General features: G+C 44.9%; 15 protein-coding genes and 2 pseudogenes. 3 read left to right on the forward strand and 14 right to left on the reverse strand.

The features are described 5' to 3' along the window. Positions 1 to 159: 159 nt before the first annotated feature. From CIK04_RS08130 to CIK04_RS08140, 3 genes are all read left to right on the forward strand, one after another. A complete protein-coding gene (locus tag CIK04_RS08130; RefSeq protein WP_097352352.1) occupies positions 160 to 750 on the forward strand; it encodes a LemA family protein in 591 nt (196 codons plus the stop codon). Next, a complete protein-coding gene (locus CIK04_RS08135) occupies positions 750 to 2,603 on the forward strand; it encodes a M48 family metallopeptidase (protein ID WP_097352351.1) in 1,854 nt (617 codons plus the stop codon). The genes CIK04_RS08130 and CIK04_RS08135 overlap by 1 nt, the downstream gene beginning before the upstream one ends. Positions 2,604 to 2,945: 342 nt before the next feature. Then, on the forward strand, positions 2,946 to 4,310 hold the full coding sequence (locus tag CIK04_RS08140; protein ID WP_176463302.1) for an endonuclease/exonuclease/phosphatase family protein: 1,365 nt from the start codon (positions 2,946 to 2,948) through the stop codon (positions 4,308 to 4,310). A 181-nt stretch (positions 4,311 to 4,491) separates the two neighbouring features. Here CIK04_RS08140 and CIK04_RS08145 read toward each other — a convergent pair whose 3' ends face one another. From CIK04_RS08145 to CIK04_RS08220, 14 genes and pseudogenes are all read right to left on the reverse strand, one after another. Further along, positions 4,492 to 5,322, reverse strand: a complete 831-nt coding sequence (locus CIK04_RS08145) for an ankyrin repeat domain-containing protein (RefSeq protein WP_097352349.1) — start codon at positions 5,320 to 5,322, stop codon at positions 4,492 to 4,494. A gap of 230 nt (positions 5,323 to 5,552) precedes the next feature. Beyond that, a complete protein-coding gene (locus CIK04_RS08150; RefSeq protein ID WP_097352348.1) occupies positions 5,553 to 6,233 on the reverse strand; it encodes a GAD-like domain-containing protein in 681 nt (226 codons plus the stop codon). Between the two features lie 6 nt (positions 6,234 to 6,239). Next, entirely contained in the window at positions 6,240 to 7,064 is an 825-nt protein-coding gene (locus CIK04_RS08155) for a polymorphic toxin type 15 domain-containing protein (protein ID WP_176463304.1), read from the reverse strand. Positions 7,065 to 7,118: 54 nt separating this feature from the next. Then, positions 7,119 to 7,662 (reverse strand): annotated as a pseudogene (locus tag CIK04_RS08165) (RHS repeat-associated core domain-containing protein); the annotation flags it as partial. Positions 7,663 to 7,885: 223 nt separating this feature from the next. Beyond that, the gene (locus CIK04_RS08175) at positions 7,886 to 8,122 is read right to left on the reverse strand and encodes a hypothetical protein (RefSeq protein WP_097352347.1); all 237 of its coding nucleotides are present in this window, start codon (positions 8,120 to 8,122) and stop codon (positions 7,886 to 7,888) included. A 144-nt stretch (positions 8,123 to 8,266) separates the two neighbouring features. Next, positions 8,267 to 8,428, reverse strand: a pseudogene (locus tag CIK04_RS08180) (glycohydrolase toxin TNT-related protein); the annotation flags it as partial. A gap of 405 nt (positions 8,429 to 8,833) precedes the next feature. After that, entirely contained in the window at positions 8,834 to 9,112 is a 279-nt protein-coding gene (locus CIK04_RS08185) for a hypothetical protein (protein ID WP_045610691.1), read from the reverse strand. A gap of 477 nt (positions 9,113 to 9,589) precedes the next feature. Further along, a complete protein-coding gene (locus CIK04_RS08190; protein WP_097352345.1) occupies positions 9,590 to 10,099 on the reverse strand; it encodes a hypothetical protein in 510 nt (169 codons plus the stop codon). Further along, positions 10,096 to 10,611 carry a hypothetical protein gene (locus CIK04_RS08195; RefSeq protein WP_232708619.1) on the reverse strand — a complete coding sequence of 172 codons (516 nt, stop codon included), beginning with the start codon at positions 10,609 to 10,611 and terminating at the stop codon, positions 10,096 to 10,098. The genes CIK04_RS08190 and CIK04_RS08195 overlap by 4 nt, the downstream gene beginning before the upstream one ends. A gap of 345 nt (positions 10,612 to 10,956) precedes the next feature. Continuing rightward, positions 10,957 to 11,250, reverse strand: a complete 294-nt coding sequence (locus CIK04_RS08200) for a hypothetical protein (protein WP_045609790.1) — start codon at positions 11,248 to 11,250, stop codon at positions 10,957 to 10,959. Between the two features lie 502 nt (positions 11,251 to 11,752). Continuing rightward, entirely contained in the window at positions 11,753 to 12,022 is a 270-nt protein-coding gene (locus CIK04_RS08205; protein WP_038968539.1) for a hypothetical protein, read from the reverse strand. 1 nt (position 12,023) lies between these two features. Further along, on the reverse strand, positions 12,024 to 16,487 hold the full coding sequence (locus CIK04_RS08210; RefSeq protein WP_097352342.1) for an RHS repeat-associated core domain-containing protein: 4,464 nt from the start codon (positions 16,485 to 16,487) through the stop codon (positions 12,024 to 12,026). After that, positions 16,488 to 17,396, reverse strand: a complete 909-nt coding sequence (locus tag CIK04_RS08215; RefSeq protein ID WP_039537692.1) for a hypothetical protein — start codon at positions 17,394 to 17,396, stop codon at positions 16,488 to 16,490. It abuts the gene before it with no gap. Continuing rightward, positions 17,397 to 17,687, reverse strand: a complete 291-nt coding sequence (locus CIK04_RS08220) for a PAAR domain-containing protein (RefSeq protein WP_097352341.1) — start codon at positions 17,685 to 17,687, stop codon at positions 17,397 to 17,399. It abuts the gene before it with no gap. Positions 17,688 to 17,695: the final 8 nt, after the last annotated feature.

The raw sequence follows: 17,695 nt of genomic DNA on the forward strand, positions 1-17,695 counted from the left end.
CTCTACTGCTTGGCCTTTTTCATGTTGGGAAAATATCGACTTAATCATAGAAATAAATGTGCAATCAGTCGCGGTTGCAATACGGTATAAAATTCGAAATTTGCCTTTCATGTCAATTGGTTATATAAAAAACCAAAGTATAGGAAAATAGGATTTATCATGACTACATTCATCGTTTTTATTGTTCTCGTATTGCTGATCGTTGTATACGCGATCAGTATCTACAACAAGTTAGTGACTTTGCGAAACCGCTTTAAAAACAGCTTCGCCCAAATCGAAGTGCAGCTCAAACGACGTTACGACCTTATCCCGAATCTCGTGAACACCGCTAAAGGGTATATGGAGCACGAGAAAGAGACGTTTGAACGTGTGATTCAAGCTCGTAACCAAGCGCTGTCAGGTTTAAAAGCGGCGAGCGCTGCGCCAGACAGCGACTCTGCGATCAGCTTACTCAGCCAAGCGGAAGGGGTATTAAAAAATGCACTAAGCAAACTCAATGTCGTCGTGGAAGCCTATCCAGAACTGAAAGCGAATGAAACCATGGCTCAACTCCAAGAAGAGCTCACCAGCACCGAAAATAAAGTCGCCTTTGCTCGCCAAGCTTTTAATGACTCCGTCACCAGTTACAACACATACAAGCAAACCTTCCCCCCTGTGCTATTTGCAAATATGTTTGGTTTCCTTGATGGAAAACTCCTTGAGTTTGCCGACAGTGAAGCGATTCAAGAAGCACCTAAGGTGACCTTCTAATGGATTTTTTTCAGCATCAAGATGCCGCTCGGCAGCGAACTGGACTCTTGGTTTTTCTGTTTACCTTTGCCGTGCTCACCATCACCGCTTTGGTGAGTACTTTGTCGATCGCGATCTATTTTGGGGTAACAGAAACCCCTTTCGATACGCACACGGCGGTAAGCTATAGTCTCATTTGCTTTGCCGGTGTCGCTTTTGTCATCGGCATGAGCTCCTTAATTCGCCTCTCCGATCTCAAATCCAATGGAGGCCGTGGTGTCGCCGAGAGTATGGGCGGGAAACTTGTTTCCACCGACACCACAAGTCGTAAACATCGCCAACTTTTGAACGTCGTTGAAGAGATGGCGATTGCCGCAGGTGTGCCTGTGCCGCCAGTTTATTTGATGGAACACGAACGGGGAATCAATGCCTTTGCTGCTGGAATGAGTATTGATGACGCCGTAATTGGTATCACTCAGGGGGCATTAGACAGCTTTAGCCGAGATGAACTACAAGGCGTTATCGCTCATGAGTTTAGTCATATATTAAACGGTGACATGCGCCTGAACACACGTCTAATCGGGATATTATTTGGCATCACTTGTATCGCGCACTTTGGTCATCTGGTTCTCGACAACATGCCTCGCTCAAGCCGAGTATCACGTCGTTCATCCGATTCAGACAAAGGCTTTGCCATCATTTTTATGATCGCACTGGTCTGTTTGGTTTTAGGTTGGCTTGGCACTCTGTTTGGCTCAATGATCAAAGCCGCAATTTCTAGGCAGCGTGAATTTCTTGCCGATGCCAGTGCCGTGCAATTTACTCGCAACGATCAAGGGATCGCTGGTGCGCTCAAAAAAATTGGCAGCGATTCGTACGGCTCAACACTCGATGCTCGCGCCACGAGTGAATTTAGCCATATGATGTTTGGGCAAGCCCAACTTTCTGGACTGTCGGGATTTTTTGCAACTCACCCACCTCTAGAAGAAAGAATTCGACGTATCGAACCTCAGTGGGACGGCCGTTTTAAAAGGGCATCATCGCAACAGGCCCCCGCCTTTGACAACCAAATGTCGAGTGGATTTTCGTCTCAACAACATTCGCAATACGTAGAAGAAGCACCAACTTCCGATCAACTCAGCGAAGTTGGTCAACAACTCATTGGTCAATTGCCCCAACCGTTGATCGACATCGCTCGTGAACCCTACAGCGCACGTTTTATTGCCTTTGCTTTAATTCATGATGGAAGTGACCGTCAAAGAGAGATGATAAAATGCCATGTACCACCGGCCTCTCAGCCTCAATTGCTCCCTTGGTTGGATCATGACATTCCCGCTCATTTGCGCTTACCTCTTCTTGAGCTTTCAATTCCTGCCCTGAAAGCGCTCAGTGAGGGACAAAGAGCGCGATTCTGCCAAGTGTTGCGTGACCTTGCCCTTGCGGATGATCACTACTCGCTCTCAGAATGGTGCGTCGTCAATTTGTTGGAGAAACAGCTCCTCACCACCTTTGGTAAAGCGCCTCAACGTAAATCAATCAAGCAACTCCAAGAGAGTGTGGTGTGGCTGCTTAGAGAATTAGCGTGGGTGTGCCACACCGATTCAGTGAGTGCACAAAGCGCCTATAATCAATCACTTGCACTATTAGGGCTAGCATCTCACCCTCTTGAGCCCGCCCATCATAACTGGAAGCTAAGCCGTGCGGCGTTAGAGTTACTCTTGCAACTCAAGATTACAGATAGAAGAACGTTTGTTAAGGCATGCCGATTAGCCATTGAGTCCGACGGCCAAGTTAGCGTCGCTGAAGGCGAGTTATATCGAGTCATTGCGTGCTTTCTTGAAGTTCCGGTCCCACCGTTAAGCATGTCATCTTAGCCTCTTCATAAAAATAGGATGCTCATGAGCATCCTATTTTTATACCTGAGATAACCCCTGCTCCTCCTAATGCATCCTGTATTCCTCTAGCGCGTTGCTCATAATTCAGATTCTAGATGCCGTTTGTCATCCAGACACACCCAACGCTCAAACCACGATAAAAGCGCTTCCACTATTTGGATATAACCTTTTGCTGTTGAAAGTGATGCATTTATTTGCAGCAATCACACAAAATATGTATTTGACTGCAACATTGAAAATACTTATGTGACGCAAATCGCTTACAGAACTTATTGATAACCTTAGTATTTGCCCGAAATCACAATAAGGTATAACAGAAGAATGAAACACTCTAAAACGACCCTCGCTTTCCTCATTAGCACCGCATTACTTGGAGGCTGTAGCAACGATACCGATTACATTGATGTGCATCCTAAAGAGGTAAAAATTGCCACTTTCAATCTCTCGTTTGATAGAAACACCTTTAAAGATCTCGTGGATGAAATGCAAGTAACGCCAGAACAGCAACATCTGTTAGTCACATCATACTTAGATGGCAGCATCGCGGAACAAGATAAAGTGAGAGCAGAAAAAGTCATCCAAATACGAAATGTTGCTGCAATCATCCAAAAAAATCGACCTGATGTATTGCTAATGGCTGAATACAACAACGATGGCATTGGTGAAAATAAAGCTGCACTGGTGGGCTTCCAAAACAACTATCTTTCTGTGGCCCAAAGCATTGATGGCGCTGGTGGTAACGCAAATTTAGAGCCGATTGAATACCCTTATGCTGAATCCTACTCAACGAATACTGGCTTAGCCAGCTCCTTCGACCTAGACAATAATGGTACTGCTGGCCAACTTCCCGGCGACGCATGGGGCTTTGGCTTCTATCATGGCCAATACGCCTTTGCCTTAATGTCGAAGTACAAAATTGATACAGAAAACACAAGAACATTCCAAACGTTTAAGTGGAAAGATATGGAAGGCGCTCAAATACCAACTATAACCATTTGCGACGGTTCTCAGAAAATTCCAGATGGCATGCAATGTGGCGATGCTTGGTACACGACAGAAGAGTGGCAAGAAGTCCGTCTGTCATCGAAAAACCACGTTGATGCCCCTATCATCATTCCAACTGAAAAAGGGGATGAAGTGGTTCACCTACTAATGTCTCACCCGACGCCACCTGTGTTTGATCCAGGCAAGAACAAAGCGCAAAATGGTGCCGAAGTGCAGTTCTGGCATCACTATATTCAAGGCAAAGCGTACTTCTACGACGATTCTGGGAAAACAGGTGGTCTCCCAACAGGCGCTAAATTCGTCATGATGGGAGATCAAAACCTTGATCCCTTAGCCGGTGATGGATTTAGCGACATTATGCAGGCATTACATAGTGATCCATTAGTCAACCAGAATGTCATGAACGGTAACCTATACCCAACTAGCTATGGTGCTGCAGAACATGCGGTTGATAGTAAATCCACCCACCCTATTCCAAACCGCATGACATCAACATTTGGTCTTGCCGTTGACTATGTTCTGCCATCTGCCAACCTGAATGTGGTCAATTCGGGTGTCTACTGGGCGGCATCATACGAAGAGGGTCGCAAGCTCTTTAATGACCCGAGAATTGGTAAATTCGGCAATGGTAAAGACGTCTCTTCAGACCACCGAATGATTTGGATTCAAGCTCAGTTCTAATCCGATTTAAATCTCGATAGTGGCACACTGCACCATCAATGTGCGGCAGTAATATGCCAGCGAATACAGCTGGCATATTTTTAATTGTACTTTCACCAAGGTCTCAACAATCTTCTTACCCCTTTTTACTAACAGGAGTTATACGTTGATTTAATTTTCTGCAGCAAGCCTAGAATGCACCTCATGACTGCCCTTGCTTTAACGCCTCTCGTACTTCTTGGGGAGTGGGTGGCGGAAACACAACGCCTCTCTCTTCGAGCATGGCTTTCGCCTTATGCATATCTTCACTCAACCTAAAACTAGGATTCTTGCGATTATTTCCGAAAACCGTCTCTATAGCGTGAGCGAGTGTCACCCCTGCATTATTTGGTTTCGTATAATCGATACCAAGTTCAAGTAATTTAACGACAAAATCGTATTTTAATAATCCTGTGGCATACAACGCTGCATTCCTATTCGAATTATCTGTAGCATTGATATCGACGCCATTTTCCAGCAACCAAGTAAATTGCTGCCAATTGTCATGCCCGATACAACGAAATAAAGCAGAATGCCCGGTAGCATCATTTCGAGAATTGGGGCTAGCGCCATAGTTCAACAACAAGCGAAACAATTTATTGTCACCATCACCTGCAATGATTGCCAAAGGCTGCGCGGGTTTTGGCCCAGTGCGGTTAATCTCAATCATGGCAGGGAAATTAGGCTCCGCCCCCAGTTGCAATGCCAATTCAACGGCACTGAGGTCTTTTTGCATAATCAGCCACAGTAATGGTGTAATGCCCTCTTCACCACGCAAGTTCAGCTCAACCCCTTGCGCTAACATTGCCTTTGCCGCTGCGGAATCCTTACGCTGTATAGCGTGTAACAGGCTAACCATCTTCGCGTCAAAAAATAAATCTGCTTTCATGTCTTTTCCTTCAAACTTGCAGCCGCTTAACAGGCTAAGAAGCGCAATCATTAACACTGACAATACTTTGCTTGTTGCTGAAAATAGTTGTTTCCAATTAACCATGGTATGCCTTTGAAATATAGATGATCGCGCATCCGCAGTATTGTAGCGTCCTTACCAAACAACGATGCCATTGACAGTAACGCAGAGTACTCATCCCAAAAGCTAAATAATTTGGGGGACTTTTGAGGTTGGATGACAAACGTTAAAGCTAAGCCCGCCAACCGACTTAGCAAAATTAACAGCATCCCGTTGTTAAAGAGCGGTTTAGTTTGTGCTTCTAGGCCGCTAAGCTAACCATTATTCTTTATTGCTCTAGAAACGAGGCTAGCCATATCGATTATTTCCATCTCACCCATATCAGCAATCAAGTTTAAATGAGAAAAAATGTCACATTTAACAATATTACTCACTTTTTTCTCGCCACCTGCAAACAGGAATGGCGCGAAGCCGTAGATTTCTTCAGAGTTGAGTGCGCCGTATTTTTTAAAGGCCGCTGGAAACATAGGTTTACCTTGGTTGTTTTTAATATCTAAGTATTTTAGATTTTGAATAGCAAGAAAGTTGCTAATTACTTTATTTTCTCTACCAGCTCGAATATCTTGCTCGTCACCTTCTTTTGTGCGCATCCAGTTTAGATGAGGACTAATTTCAATAGAGTGACCTGTTTTTTCGCCATATAGCATTAGTTCACCCCATGCGTTTCTTGCAATGACATAATAGATATCTTGTTGCTCAAAAGGGGTGTCTTCTAAAAAACGGTCGAGGATATCTTGGTATTCATCTGGGTTAGTGAGCCAAAATAAGCCATCTACAAAGCCACTAAAACCGACAATGCGCCAATACTCCAATAGTTGGTCTGGCAATTTTCCACGATACTTTTCAATTTCGGTACTACTTGCACTAACAAGCGTGGTGGGTTGGCCAAATTTGCTTAAGAAAAAAGCTAAAGCTTCATCATTAGTTTCTATCATCGTTCTCTACTTTTTGTTTAGTGGGCAACGCTCAAGTTGAATATTCAACTTAGCATCTGCACCTAGGTTTTTGTAAGCTTTTTCTACTTGCTCGTCGATTAATTGCACGCGGGTTTTTGCGTCTTTGGCACTACCCGCAGGCGCTTTGTCCCACTGAGGTCCTATTGAACTATTGACATTTTTTCTTCCCATACGAGAAACTTTATCTGCACCACCTGCAATCATATCTGGGTCATGTAATGCTGCGAGGTTAGCCATAATTTCTTCTGTTCTTTGAAGCGCAAGTTTTTCCGCTTCAATAATGGACTTTGTTTTCAGATACGACTTATGCAAGGATTGATATAAGTCGCTCTCAAAACTTTCTCTAAAGTCCGTTTGAGCAGAACCAGTTCCTTTACGCTTTATGTTTCGGTAACGCTCACGGTTTTCTAAGTACTCGCCAATGGTTAAATCGTTTAAGCCATTTTCTTGATGCTTCAGTTGCCTTGCATAATTCTGTTCAAAGCTTTTTATATTGTCTTTGTTTTTCTTGCGTAATGTATCACTGGGTTTGAAGCATGGCACCTTGAAAGGCTTCATACGAGCTTTTATCGGGTGAACCCCTTTCGGCCCATCCAGTTGTTTGGCAGCTGATGTTAGGCTATCACTTCCCTTTGCTGCTCTCTCCGTGGCTACATTTAGTGCTTTGTTGCCATATTTTGCTGCCGTCACTCCCTGCCCAAGGATTGGCAAGCCAGACAATAAAGACAAGCCACTATTCAAAAAGTCGCCACGTAACGCATACAGCCCCGCATTAATTAAATCCGCAACAATGCCAATTCCAGGAGCCATACCGGCACCATCAAGCGCCAAGTGTATTGCCTCAAGTGCAGCACCTTTGTATTCATCTGGCGCTATGGCATGTAATTGATAAGTCGGGCTGGCTGTTTTCACCGCGCTGGCGTAATTGCCTGAGCCCATCGCGTAAAACATCGGCTGTTGCGGTTGGGTATCGTTCACGCCAGCTTTTATTGCAGGAGTGTCCTCTTTGGGCACATAAACCATGCGGGTCTACCCACATCACCGGATTGGGAGCATATTGATAATGGTTTACGCCGCCTAAAAGCCCAATCGGGTCTGGCTGAATAAAGCGCCCAGTTCTGGGGTCGTAGTAACGGGCAAGGTTGTAGTGAAGCCCTGTTTCCACATCGTGATATTGGCCTTGAAAACGGAGCGGGTTGCCAACGCTCTCCACCTCAATGTGCGCACGTCCATATGTGTCGTAACGGGCTTGCCAAACAATGGAGCCTTGTTCATCCACCAGAGCCAAAGGTGTGCCAATTTGGTCACATTGGTAGAAGTAGCATCGCTCATCTTCCACCAGCATGATTGGCGTGTGACTGTTGGGTAGATAAAAATACCAACGGTACTTTCCGTTGTGATACTCGCCAAGTCACTTTGCGACTACGACGCGCTAATGCATCTTTATTGCCCTTGCTTTAACGCCTCTCGAACCTCTCTAGGCGTGGGCGGCGGAAACACAACGCCTCTCTCTTCGAGCATGGCCTTCGCCTTATGCATATCTTCACTCAACCTAAAACCTGGATTCTTACGATTCGTTGCAAAATCAACTTCTATGGCATGGGCGAGTGTTACCCCTGCTATTTTTGGGACTAAGCTTCCGCAACAACACCTTCAACAACAACATTCAGTCTGGTTGGTTGGATTTCTCCTATTCCTGCAATTACTGCACTTTTTGTTCCACAAGACTTACATTTGCACTGCATCGCATAAGAAACTAATCCTCTCTCGTTTTCAAAAACATTTCCGCCAGCTCTTCTCTTCAGGTTTAATTGTTTTGTAAATCCTTTGGGAAAAAGGCCTATGTTCAAATCTTCTATTGGAATCATATCATCAGCTAGAAATGAAAGGTTGCTAAAACATTTCGGACATTTAACCTCTACTCTAAACGAGTAGAAGTCCTGCTCAGTACCATCAAATACAAGTTGATTTATTGATAATAATATTCATTTCATTGACCTTGAGCTGTTCTATTAATCAGTCGGATATAACCATTTTTTAAAATGGTTATCAATGTTGTTATTCAACTCCCATTGAACTCCCATTCCTTCCTGTTTAAACCATGGAATTGTTGGGCCATGATGCCCTTTAATTGGCTTAAGCACTTGATAGACACTCTTCGGAGCATGTAGCGTACTATCCGGTAACCCTCTTGAAGTAAATGGCGTTCCGGCAGGTGATACAAAACTACCACCATCAAAGAAAACGCCATTTTAAAATCTCCCACCGAATCGATCAAATAGCATTCCTGGCTCAAAAACACCTTCAGACCTCTTTACAAAACCTCTGTAAGGTGGCCAATCCCCGATAGGTAGTAAGCTTTCCAGCTTCTGCCATTCTTGCTTTTTCCATGCTGAATACGCTTTTATCAAAGGGATGTTATTGTTCGCGATCTGAGGGCTTAGTGCCGCAAACTCAGACCTGATAGCTATATCGGTATGAACACCACTTCTGTTTACACCAAAGTTTCGGAGTGCACTTATCTCTGATTCCAGCGTTGTACATATGGAGTAAGTTTGTCTGGAACAACAGATCAATAACTATTCAGCAGGAAATACAACGTCCCATAAAAACTCTTTGGCAACTGATTTTGCTTCTTCTTCAGTTTCAAAAAAGGAAACTTCGCAATCATCCATCAGTTTTGCCCAAGACAGAGATTCATCACTAAAGGCCTTTTTGAGTTCAGCCTCAATACCTTCTCGAAAAGGTTCATGCTGCAAATCTTTTTGAAATGCAGCAATGGCTTCTTCATCATCCAAGCCTACCTGGGCTCCATAAATCCCACCCAAAATGCTTTTAATTAACTTATATGATTCCATAATTAGTCACCTAGAATTGGGCACATTGCACTGAGGAATCCCCTGATGATTTAGATAAAAATCATCAGGGGATTCCTCAGAACTCAGCTTGCTCAAAATCTATTCGAACATGGTTGCGCTTTGGGGAAATTATGAGGGGATCCCTCAGCGCTTAACAGGCTAAGAAGCGCAATCATTAACACTGACAATACTTTGCTTGTTGCTGAAAATAGTTGTTTCCAATTAACCATGGTATGCCTTTTAAAATGTAGGTAGCTACAAACACTCTTCGTCGTAATGTGCGCTGTCCCGTGTGTTATTGTTGAACTACCATAGGCAAAGGTAAGCATTAAGCTATTATTTGAATGGATAGAAAAATAAAGTTGAATCTTTTAACCTAGCTTGACAGACTTAGCACGAAGGTATTTCCAACACCAATTAGCTCATTAGCTCGTTAATTACTTCAAGCAACGAAATCAAACTATTTTACAGCTCGCCTCACTTATATTGCTCACCCAGTTTTTTCAACAAGTCCAAAAAACCGAGATCATAAAGAAAATGGTAGCTAAACGAAATTCGTGTGGGCATATAAGAGTCAACGTCACCCAACGGACTTTGACGTGAGAGATTGACAAGATGATAGCCTTGTGTCGCCAATTGCACACAAAGCATTTCTCCGTCGACATTCTCATCGGCACTGGTCATCGCTCCCGCATGTAAGCCACCGGCCGCCGGCGGCTTGCGGAACTCCTCTAGCGCTTTGGGGAACCAGCTAAGAACCCTGAGAGGAAAGTCAAACTGATCGCAATAATATTGATGCGTTTTTAAATTCTTGTACGCTGTCAAAATTGATAAATAATTATTCCGTTTAACAAGCACATACAAGTCTTCCGCCTCCGTCGTATCCAATAGACGACCTATTTCAATAGCGCCCGTTGGCAACTGCTCATGCTGAGTAATCGTTGGCAAAGCGGGTTGTACCGGGTGTTTTTGTATGTCGTAGCTCATAACGGTTGAAGATCCTTAATGATGACGATAGCATCAGTATCGTGTAATTCTTTTAAATTAATAGTCTTACGCTCGAAATTCAGCGTTTCTACCGCACCGAACTGATTCGCACTATTAGGGTTGAGATCTTTCGTCAAACCGTTACCCACGTAATCCTGATTGTTGCCGATTATGTCGTGCATATCCATTCGTTTGGTAAATAGTTTCTGCTCTTCCTTCGATATGCCGGTAGCTTGGAGATATTTTCCAAACTTTTTAGTGTCCCTAGACCAGTGATTAGGCAAGTCACCACTATCCACCGCGGCACGGTCATGCATAGCATACGCCGCCTGAAATTCGGGTGTCATCGCCTTATCTGCACAATCTTTAAGGAAGTGAGCTGGCAATTCCGTATTGGCGAACTCACTAACTTTCTCAAACGTAGCTGGCACACTTTTAACACCGGTTAGAGGGGTGGATTTTTCGGTATCGACCACAACCAAAACATACTTCTTTGCCGGATCGTATTCCAACCCCAACTTTTCACTGATCAGTTTTAAATCTGTATCAGCGTCTTCAAGCTGGTCAAAACTCGTGGTTCAGTACTTGCCACCTTGACCACTTTCTGTCTTCATAACCATGCCCATTTCCCCGCTCAAAGCGATATCAGGGGCATTGCGGTCATTGAAATAACCTTCTTCCATGAAGCGTACCTGAAATCGCTCGCTACCGACATCACCATATTGCGCAAGATCTGCTAGCTCAGCATCGCTATACGTGGGCTGGTACCCCTTTTCCGCGATTTGCTCTCGGCGATTTTTTAAGACGATTTTAGCGTCTTCCAGACTGCCAAGAAGAACTGCTTTGTTAGGAATAACTTAAGGATGAAATATCTCATTGTTGCTAACCTGATAATAAATTTTTTCTAACACATCATCCAAAACATCGCTTTCTAACTGCCTATCCTCAATCATCCTAAAGTCCATCATTAAATGCTGCTTTACATTCTTCATGCCTTTTGGATTTTTCGAACTAAGGATATTTTTTACCTTATGAACCGACTGATAACATTGACTCGTGTCTTCTCCGAGTTGATCGAGAGCTGTAAGCAGCTCATCGATCATACTAGATAACTGAACAATTAAGTTCTCTTCATTTGTTGAAAATGCCATTCTCAATTACCTCTCGTTACTTGCTCTGGGAAAGCAGCCTTGAATTCATCAAATGTATACACAATTCCGGTCTTCCCATCTCTCACAGATCTCACCCAATCAGTTGACCAGTTTCTAGGCAAAAGAACCTGATCAGCACCACCACGATACTTTGGAGTCAAACTGCTTGGAGGCTGCTGACCTACAGCTCCAATATTCAACTTTTTACCTTCGGGAATAATCAACTCAGCTTCGAATCGACTATTACTCCATGCAGGATAAACAGCTGTTTCCTGTCTTCCAGCATTTTGGTGCGTTGACGCAAAGCCACCATCAAGTTTTGCCTGATTAGGGCCTCCACCAAACTTTCTGAATAAGCTAACTGATTCAGTTGTTTCAACAGTTACATACTGCCCGTTCCTAAATGTTTCTATCGTACCCGGTCGTAACTTGTCTGTTTCTACAAGTCTTACCTGATCATCAATCAGTGTACCTATTGTTGGTCGATCAAGCTTGTCTGGAACTACACCTCAAGTCCCTCAGCCAAATTCGCAAATCGACTATAACAATCAGCTAACTCAATATTATTGGCTAAGTCACCCTCAATAAACAAACGATCAAGCCTTATACGCCCCAATACATAATATTGATTCATACTCTTAACTTGGTTAAATACACCTTCAAGCTCCTTCAAAGCTACAACCGCATTTTCACTAGAACTAGACTCTTGCTTAAGAATCTGTTCTAGCAATTGTACCTCTGTTTTTAGCCGTTTAAGTTTATCTTCTGACATATCATTGACCCGTTATGTAACGATTTAAAGGCTGAGCTTCTGTAAATAAATCACGTCTTGTCACTAATGTTTGAATCTCTCCGCCGCTTCTCAAATACTCTCCACTGTTAACAGAGAATTTTGCAATCTGGCTTTGGAAAACATCAACATTACTTTTTGCCGTAATTGAATATAACTCAAAACTGCTTGGAACTTGTGGCAATCCAAGCATTTCTCCAATAGCTTGAGGGTTATTAGGCAAACGCTCCAGTACATCCCTGGTCACAAAGTATGGAGTTGACCCACTCGGTGGAGCCCCAGTTGGAACTAGCTTAAATAGTTGATCACCTTGCTGTAGTGATACCGTAGAAGGTAAATCTACGCCAGACTCCAACATATCCCTAGACATAAGCAATGCCCTATCTGGGGACACTCCCGCTTGTTGCAAAGATTCAAACATTTGCTGGCCAACTGCATAATCTCTTGGGTCACTGATTTCCATACCCAAGGCTCTGGAACTATTCCAGTTAACTTCTGCAGGAGATACTAAAGCCTTGTTTGGAACTACACCTTTCCCAACAGACCTCATTGCAACTCTACCGCCCCAAGCAGTCATCACTATTTCTGGGGCTAACTGCACGAGTGTTGCCGCCAGGGGGGAACCTGTATGTTCTAGTGTTGCACTCCCAAGCCCTTCCATTGTATCTGCATAGGCTTCAACATATCCAGATACGTTGTTAATAATTTGATGTGCGCCCCGAGACTGCGGAACATAGCTATATTTCTCTTGAATCGATTGAATGAGCGCAGAAGATTGCTCTAAATCACCAAATGCGAGTTGCGCTAACCCAGCTAAGCCAGCCACCGCGTCAACGGCTGTGTTGTAAGCACCTGCCGCCAGCATTTCTGTCGCACCCAACGCATAATCAATGCCGACTTGCTGAACAGCGTCTGGCGCTATGGCATGCAACTGATAAGTCGGGCTGGCTGTTTTCACCACACTGGCGTAATTGCCTGAACCCATCGCGTAAAACATTGTCTGTTGCGGCTGGGTATCGTTCACGCCGGCTTTTATTGCAGGAGAGTCCTCTTTGGCACATAAGCCATGCGGGTCTACCCACATCACCGGATTTGGGGCGTATTGATAGTGGTTTATGCCGCCTAAAAGCCCAATCGGATCTGGCTGAATAAAGCGCCCGGCTCTGGGGTCGTAGTAACGGGCAAGGTTGTAGTGTAGCCCTGTTTCCACGTCGTGATATTGCCCTTGAAAACGGAGCGGGTTGACAACGCTCTCCACCTCAATGTGCGCACGTCCATATGTGTCGTAACGCGCTTGCCAAACAACGGAGCCTTGTTCATCCACCAGAGCCAAAGGTGTGCCAATTTGGTCACATTGGTAGAAGTAGCATCGCTCATCCTCCACCAGCATGATTGGCGTGTGGCTGTTGGGTAGATACAAATACCAACGGTACTTTCCGTTGTGATACTCGCCAATTAACTGGCTCCCCTGCCAGATAAACTCGGTGGTGCCAGTTTCTGTCACTTTGCGACTACGACGCCCCAACGCATCGTATTCAAAATGAGAAAGTACCCCATCACTGTCGACTTGTACGAGCTGATTGAGTGCGTTGAAGCATCGATACTGCGCGTTCCCCTCGCCCTCTGCACAAATCTGATTGCCATGAGCGTCATACTGGAAGCGCCAACCATTGTGTTCCACCAATCTGTCACCCATTAACAGACAATCCGCTTCACTTGGATTGCCATAACTGTCGAATCGGTAGGTTTCTTCCTGATGCGCGGTTTTGGCGCGAGTGAGCTGACCTAGGCTGTCGTATTGGTAATGTGATGCACCCTGTACACTGTCGATAATAATGGCGAGCTGGTGAGCGGTATCATAGTGGTATTTTCTGCTTCGGTTGTTCCACTGTTGTTGAGACAGCCGGCCAATACCATCAAACCGTTTCTGTTCTTGATCTTGTCCATAGTAAACCGAGCAGATTCGCCCCATGGAATCATAGTCAAAATGCACACAAGGCGGCTTCTCACCCATTGAAATAGCCGCTAATTGACCGTACGCGGTATACGCATAGTTCACTTGGCTACCATCTGCCAGAAGCAACTGGCTAAGTTGCCCTGATGCGTTATGGTGATAACCAATCCTGTGCTGCCCCTGAATTTGTTGAGATAGCTGACCACCAGACGAGTATCGGTACTGAATAGTGCACGCTTGGTTGGTTGCCAAACGCAGTTGCGACCCGTGGCTAAACTGGTATCGGTTTTCCGACACACCATGTGTCGCGCCCGCCTTGACCAGACAAAGATTACCTTCTGCGTCATAGGAATAGACGACTTGACGTTCGCCACTTTCTAAACGGGAGAGTCTTCCGGCTAAATCATAGTGATACTGAGTAGTGACACCATCAAAATTCTGCGTTTCAGTGACATAGTCGTCTGGTGACAGCGTAAACAGAAAATCACATGCGTCACTGCGAGAAATTCCAACGAGGTTCCTTTCTCCATCATACCGAAAAGCAAGCTCTCCCCCATCAGGGCGAATGATTGCATTAGGCTGTGCCAGCAAACCCCACTCAATCGTGCTCGTTCCTGCAGGGGTAATAAGGTGTGTTACTCGCCCGCATTCATCATATCGGTAACGGACTTCATGCTGTAGGTCATCCTCTTCACTGTAGGTAACGGTTTTGGTCAGATGGCCATTGGTATCATGCTCAAATGCGGTCACCATTCCGTTGGGATATGCAATGCCATCGAGCCGATGTTCTTGGTTGTAACTGTAGCGTAGCAATGTTTGATTGGCTTGATGAGCGATCATCTGATGGGCATCATTCCACCACCATTGATGGCTTTCACCATCCGATGCTTTACGTTCGATAACACGGCCAAACTTGTCATAACGACAATCCGTCCGTTTACCGTTTGAATCGCACAAAGCCGTCAGTAAACCTAATATATTGTACTGGCGTTGCTCTAATGAGCCGTTTGGATAACGAATGGCTGTTTGCTGGCCGAGTGCGTTGTATTGATAACCTGTCGTGGCCCCACTGGAATGACGCGCTTTTGTTTTCTGACCATACGCATTGTATTGGTAGCACACTGTCTCACCGCTGGGTTGTATCGCGCGCACGAGTCGTCCGCTGTCGTCGTATTCCCAGCGCCACTCTCGGCCTTCTGGGCTGCGTTTTGAGCTTAGTTTGCCATGGGCATTGTGTTCAAATGACCATTGATGCCCCAAGGTATCGCGATAACTTGACGTTTCATCTTGGTAGTGAAATTGATAATCGTAAGTACCGTCATCGCCATAATTACGAAGACATTTGGCTTCCGGCCCTTCTGTTGACCACTCGAAATAGTGACTAAATCCCGATTGACGCTGCCTTCGTTTGAGCAAATGACTCTCTGAGTAGAAGTAGCTTTCTGTTTGACCATGCTGATTGGTTGCCGCCGTTAAATTGTCTTGCGCGTCATATTGATAGCTCGCCAACACCTTCCCGGAATCGGGGAGCCGGACTTCAACCAGATGGCCTCTTCGATCATATTGAAGCTCTGCACAGTGCTGTTTGTTATAGCGAATGCCTACCAAACGCTGTTTTGAGGAATAATCCAGATCAATTAAATCAATCGCTGTCGTTCTGATTTGTTTAATTAACCAAGTATCATTCTTCCGTTCAAACTTGTACTGGGTACCATTCGCCAACGTGACCAACAAATAACCATTTTCGTGATGAAAGCAACTTGCTCCTACGTAAGTTTGATAACTCACCGCACCTTGATTCACGGCGGGAAACTCAATGACGTCGCCCATCTCATCGCAAAAATGCCACCCCGTAAGCGATCCTTTTTCAGAGTGTACGTCGTGCATCTGGTAGTCGAAACTATGTCGCCAACCATGTCCTAAGCCAGTGTCTAAAAGACAAAATGAGGAACGATAGGTGCGAGAAAAACTCATGCGATGATGAAGTGTTAAGTCACACAGTGTTAGGATTTCTTCACCCGTCACCATAGAAACCGGATCGCCGGCTTTTTCATGATGTTTACTGCTTTCGGCTTGCGCTTCGTCACAAGTTTTGTCATCACTGGTTTGGCTCTCTGTTTTCCCATCTGACGCGGGTTTTGACTCTTGGTTTTGAGGTGGTGGTGTTAAAATCGTTGGTTTTAATGATGCTGGCGTCACGCTTTCAAACTGAACGACATGCAGCCTTCTTGCTGCCAGTGCCGCACTCAGCGACGCGACGTAATCTTCGAAGACTTTTTCATCGCGAAAGGGACTTTGGGGTATATGATCGCCCAACCAACCGCTTACCTCAGCTATGTCTTCTAACGAAGCAAGCTTAAATTTTTCGACAAACTGTTGAGCAACCAATTCTGTCGAGAAGTGCAGTGTCTTCCCTTCAGCGATTGGCTGGTCTGAGAAATAGTGTAACGATCCATCGTAGGCAGAGATTTTGACTATCCGTTGTCCATTCATTTACTTATCTTCCGAACGACTGCTCCAACGATACAAAATACCCACAGCTAACCCCTGCTCTTCAGCATCAATCTGTAAGACATGAAAGGGCTTATGTGGATCTTGCAACTGTTTTTGATAGGCATGAAGCGCCTTATATAACCCGGTTCCAGCACCAAGTTGCCCCACCAATGTGCTGGAGAACAAATAGCTTGTGTTTTCTGTTACCCAAGGCGAAAAACGGTGTAGTTGGGAATGCCAAATAGGCATATCAGCACCGTCTAGAGGTAACATGAGTTCCGTTAATTCTCTTTGACACATTTGAGACAACGACGCCATCACTCTGGGAGTGCCACTTTCGTAGTGACTGGAATAACGGTCAAACTGAACTTTCGAAGGTTCTAGACCGTATGTAGAACGTGCAATGTGCACCAAGAGTAATGAATCCGTTTTTATGTCTTCAAAAAGTTGATATTCACTGCCTACACAAAATAGAGACGAGGTATCCACGGACAACACCCAGCACTCATGGCGCTCAAGACAATGCATGATACGCTCGAAGGCAACCAAAAAAGAGGCAGTCCCATAGGGGTAACAAAATATAGAACGCTGACCGCTAGACGTGTCACCCAGTACCTTGTTGAGTTTCTTCACCAGCTTTAGTACCTCATCTTGCGTCGCTAGTTCAGGTAACAAGAAGAAAATCGTCGCTTGTGTAGGGATCCTAGAAATGTCTGCTGAATAATGCGCAATCAGCTCCTGCAAACGAACCAATAGAGACGCTGATTGATGTGCGAATGTTTTATAGCTATTTCCAGAATAAAACAGATCATCGCACCACTGAGGTGGCTCAATCGTTCCTAAATTTTCTTGAGTCGCCAGATTGTGAGAACCAACATAAACCGCGTGTGGATTGAGTTCGAGCGCCATCTAATCTCCAATCAACACTGTAGGGACACCAACCAATATTTTGCCACCGTGAGAAGTGCTATCACCCATCCGAGCGGCTGGCTTGCCGTCAATTTTTACTGACGATGAACCGCTTGAAATACTGTCGGGAGGACCAACGCATATCAGCTTGTCTCCTTCTCTCGCAGCAGGTATACCTCCTATTTTTACATTCGGTGAGCCCGTGACGACAGGGCCGCCAACATGGGGAATCTTCCCTGTCTTTTTCGGACAGACGTGAAAACAACCAATGACAGATGCAGGTTTACCCATGTGTTCTT

It is taken from the genome of Vibrio sp. 03_296 (genome assembly GCF_002265885.1).

Bases quoted from the DNA above. Each gene is read 5' to 3' on its own strand.
- CIK04_RS08130 (WP_097352352.1), top strand. From the start codon at position 160: ATGACTACATTCATCGTTTTTATTGTTCTCGTATTGCTGATCGTTGTA.
- CIK04_RS08135 (WP_097352351.1), top strand. From the start codon at position 750: ATGGATTTTTTTCAGCATCAAGATGCCGCTCGGCAGCGAACTGGACTC.
- CIK04_RS08140 (WP_176463302.1), top strand. From the start codon at position 2,946: ATGAAACACTCTAAAACGACCCTCGCTTTCCTCATTAGCACCGCATTA.
- CIK04_RS08145 (WP_097352349.1), bottom strand. From the start codon at position 5,322: ATGGTTAATTGGAAACAACTATTTTCAGCAACAAGCAAAGTATTGTCA.
- CIK04_RS08150 (WP_097352348.1), bottom strand. From the start codon at position 6,233: ATGATAGAAACTAATGATGAAGCTTTAGCTTTTTTCTTAAGCAAATTT.
- CIK04_RS08155 (WP_176463304.1), bottom strand. From the start codon at position 7,064: ATGGCTCCTGGAATTGGCATTGTTGCGGATTTAATTAATGCGGGGCTG.
- CIK04_RS08175 (WP_097352347.1), bottom strand. From the start codon at position 8,122: ATGATTCCAATAGAAGATTTGAACATAGGCCTTTTTCCCAAAGGATTT.
- CIK04_RS08185 (WP_045610691.1), bottom strand. From the start codon at position 9,112: ATGGAATCATATAAGTTAATTAAAAGCATTTTGGGTGGGATTTATGGA.
- CIK04_RS08190 (WP_097352345.1), bottom strand. From the start codon at position 10,099: ATGAGCTACGACATACAAAAACACCCGGTACAACCCGCTTTGCCAACG.
- CIK04_RS08200 (WP_045609790.1), bottom strand. From the start codon at position 11,250: ATGGCATTTTCAACAAATGAAGAGAACTTAATTGTTCAGTTATCTAGT.
- CIK04_RS08205 (WP_038968539.1), bottom strand. From the start codon at position 12,022: ATGTCAGAAGATAAACTTAAACGGCTAAAAACAGAGGTACAATTGCTA.
- CIK04_RS08210 (WP_097352342.1), bottom strand. From the start codon at position 16,487: ATGAATGGACAACGGATAGTCAAAATCTCTGCCTACGATGGATCGTTA.
- CIK04_RS08215 (WP_039537692.1), bottom strand. From the start codon at position 17,396: ATGGCGCTCGAACTCAATCCACACGCGGTTTATGTTGGTTCTCACAAT.
- CIK04_RS08220 (WP_097352341.1), bottom strand. From the start codon at position 17,687: ATGGGTAAACCTGCATCTGTCATTGGTTGTTTTCACGTCTGTCCGAAA.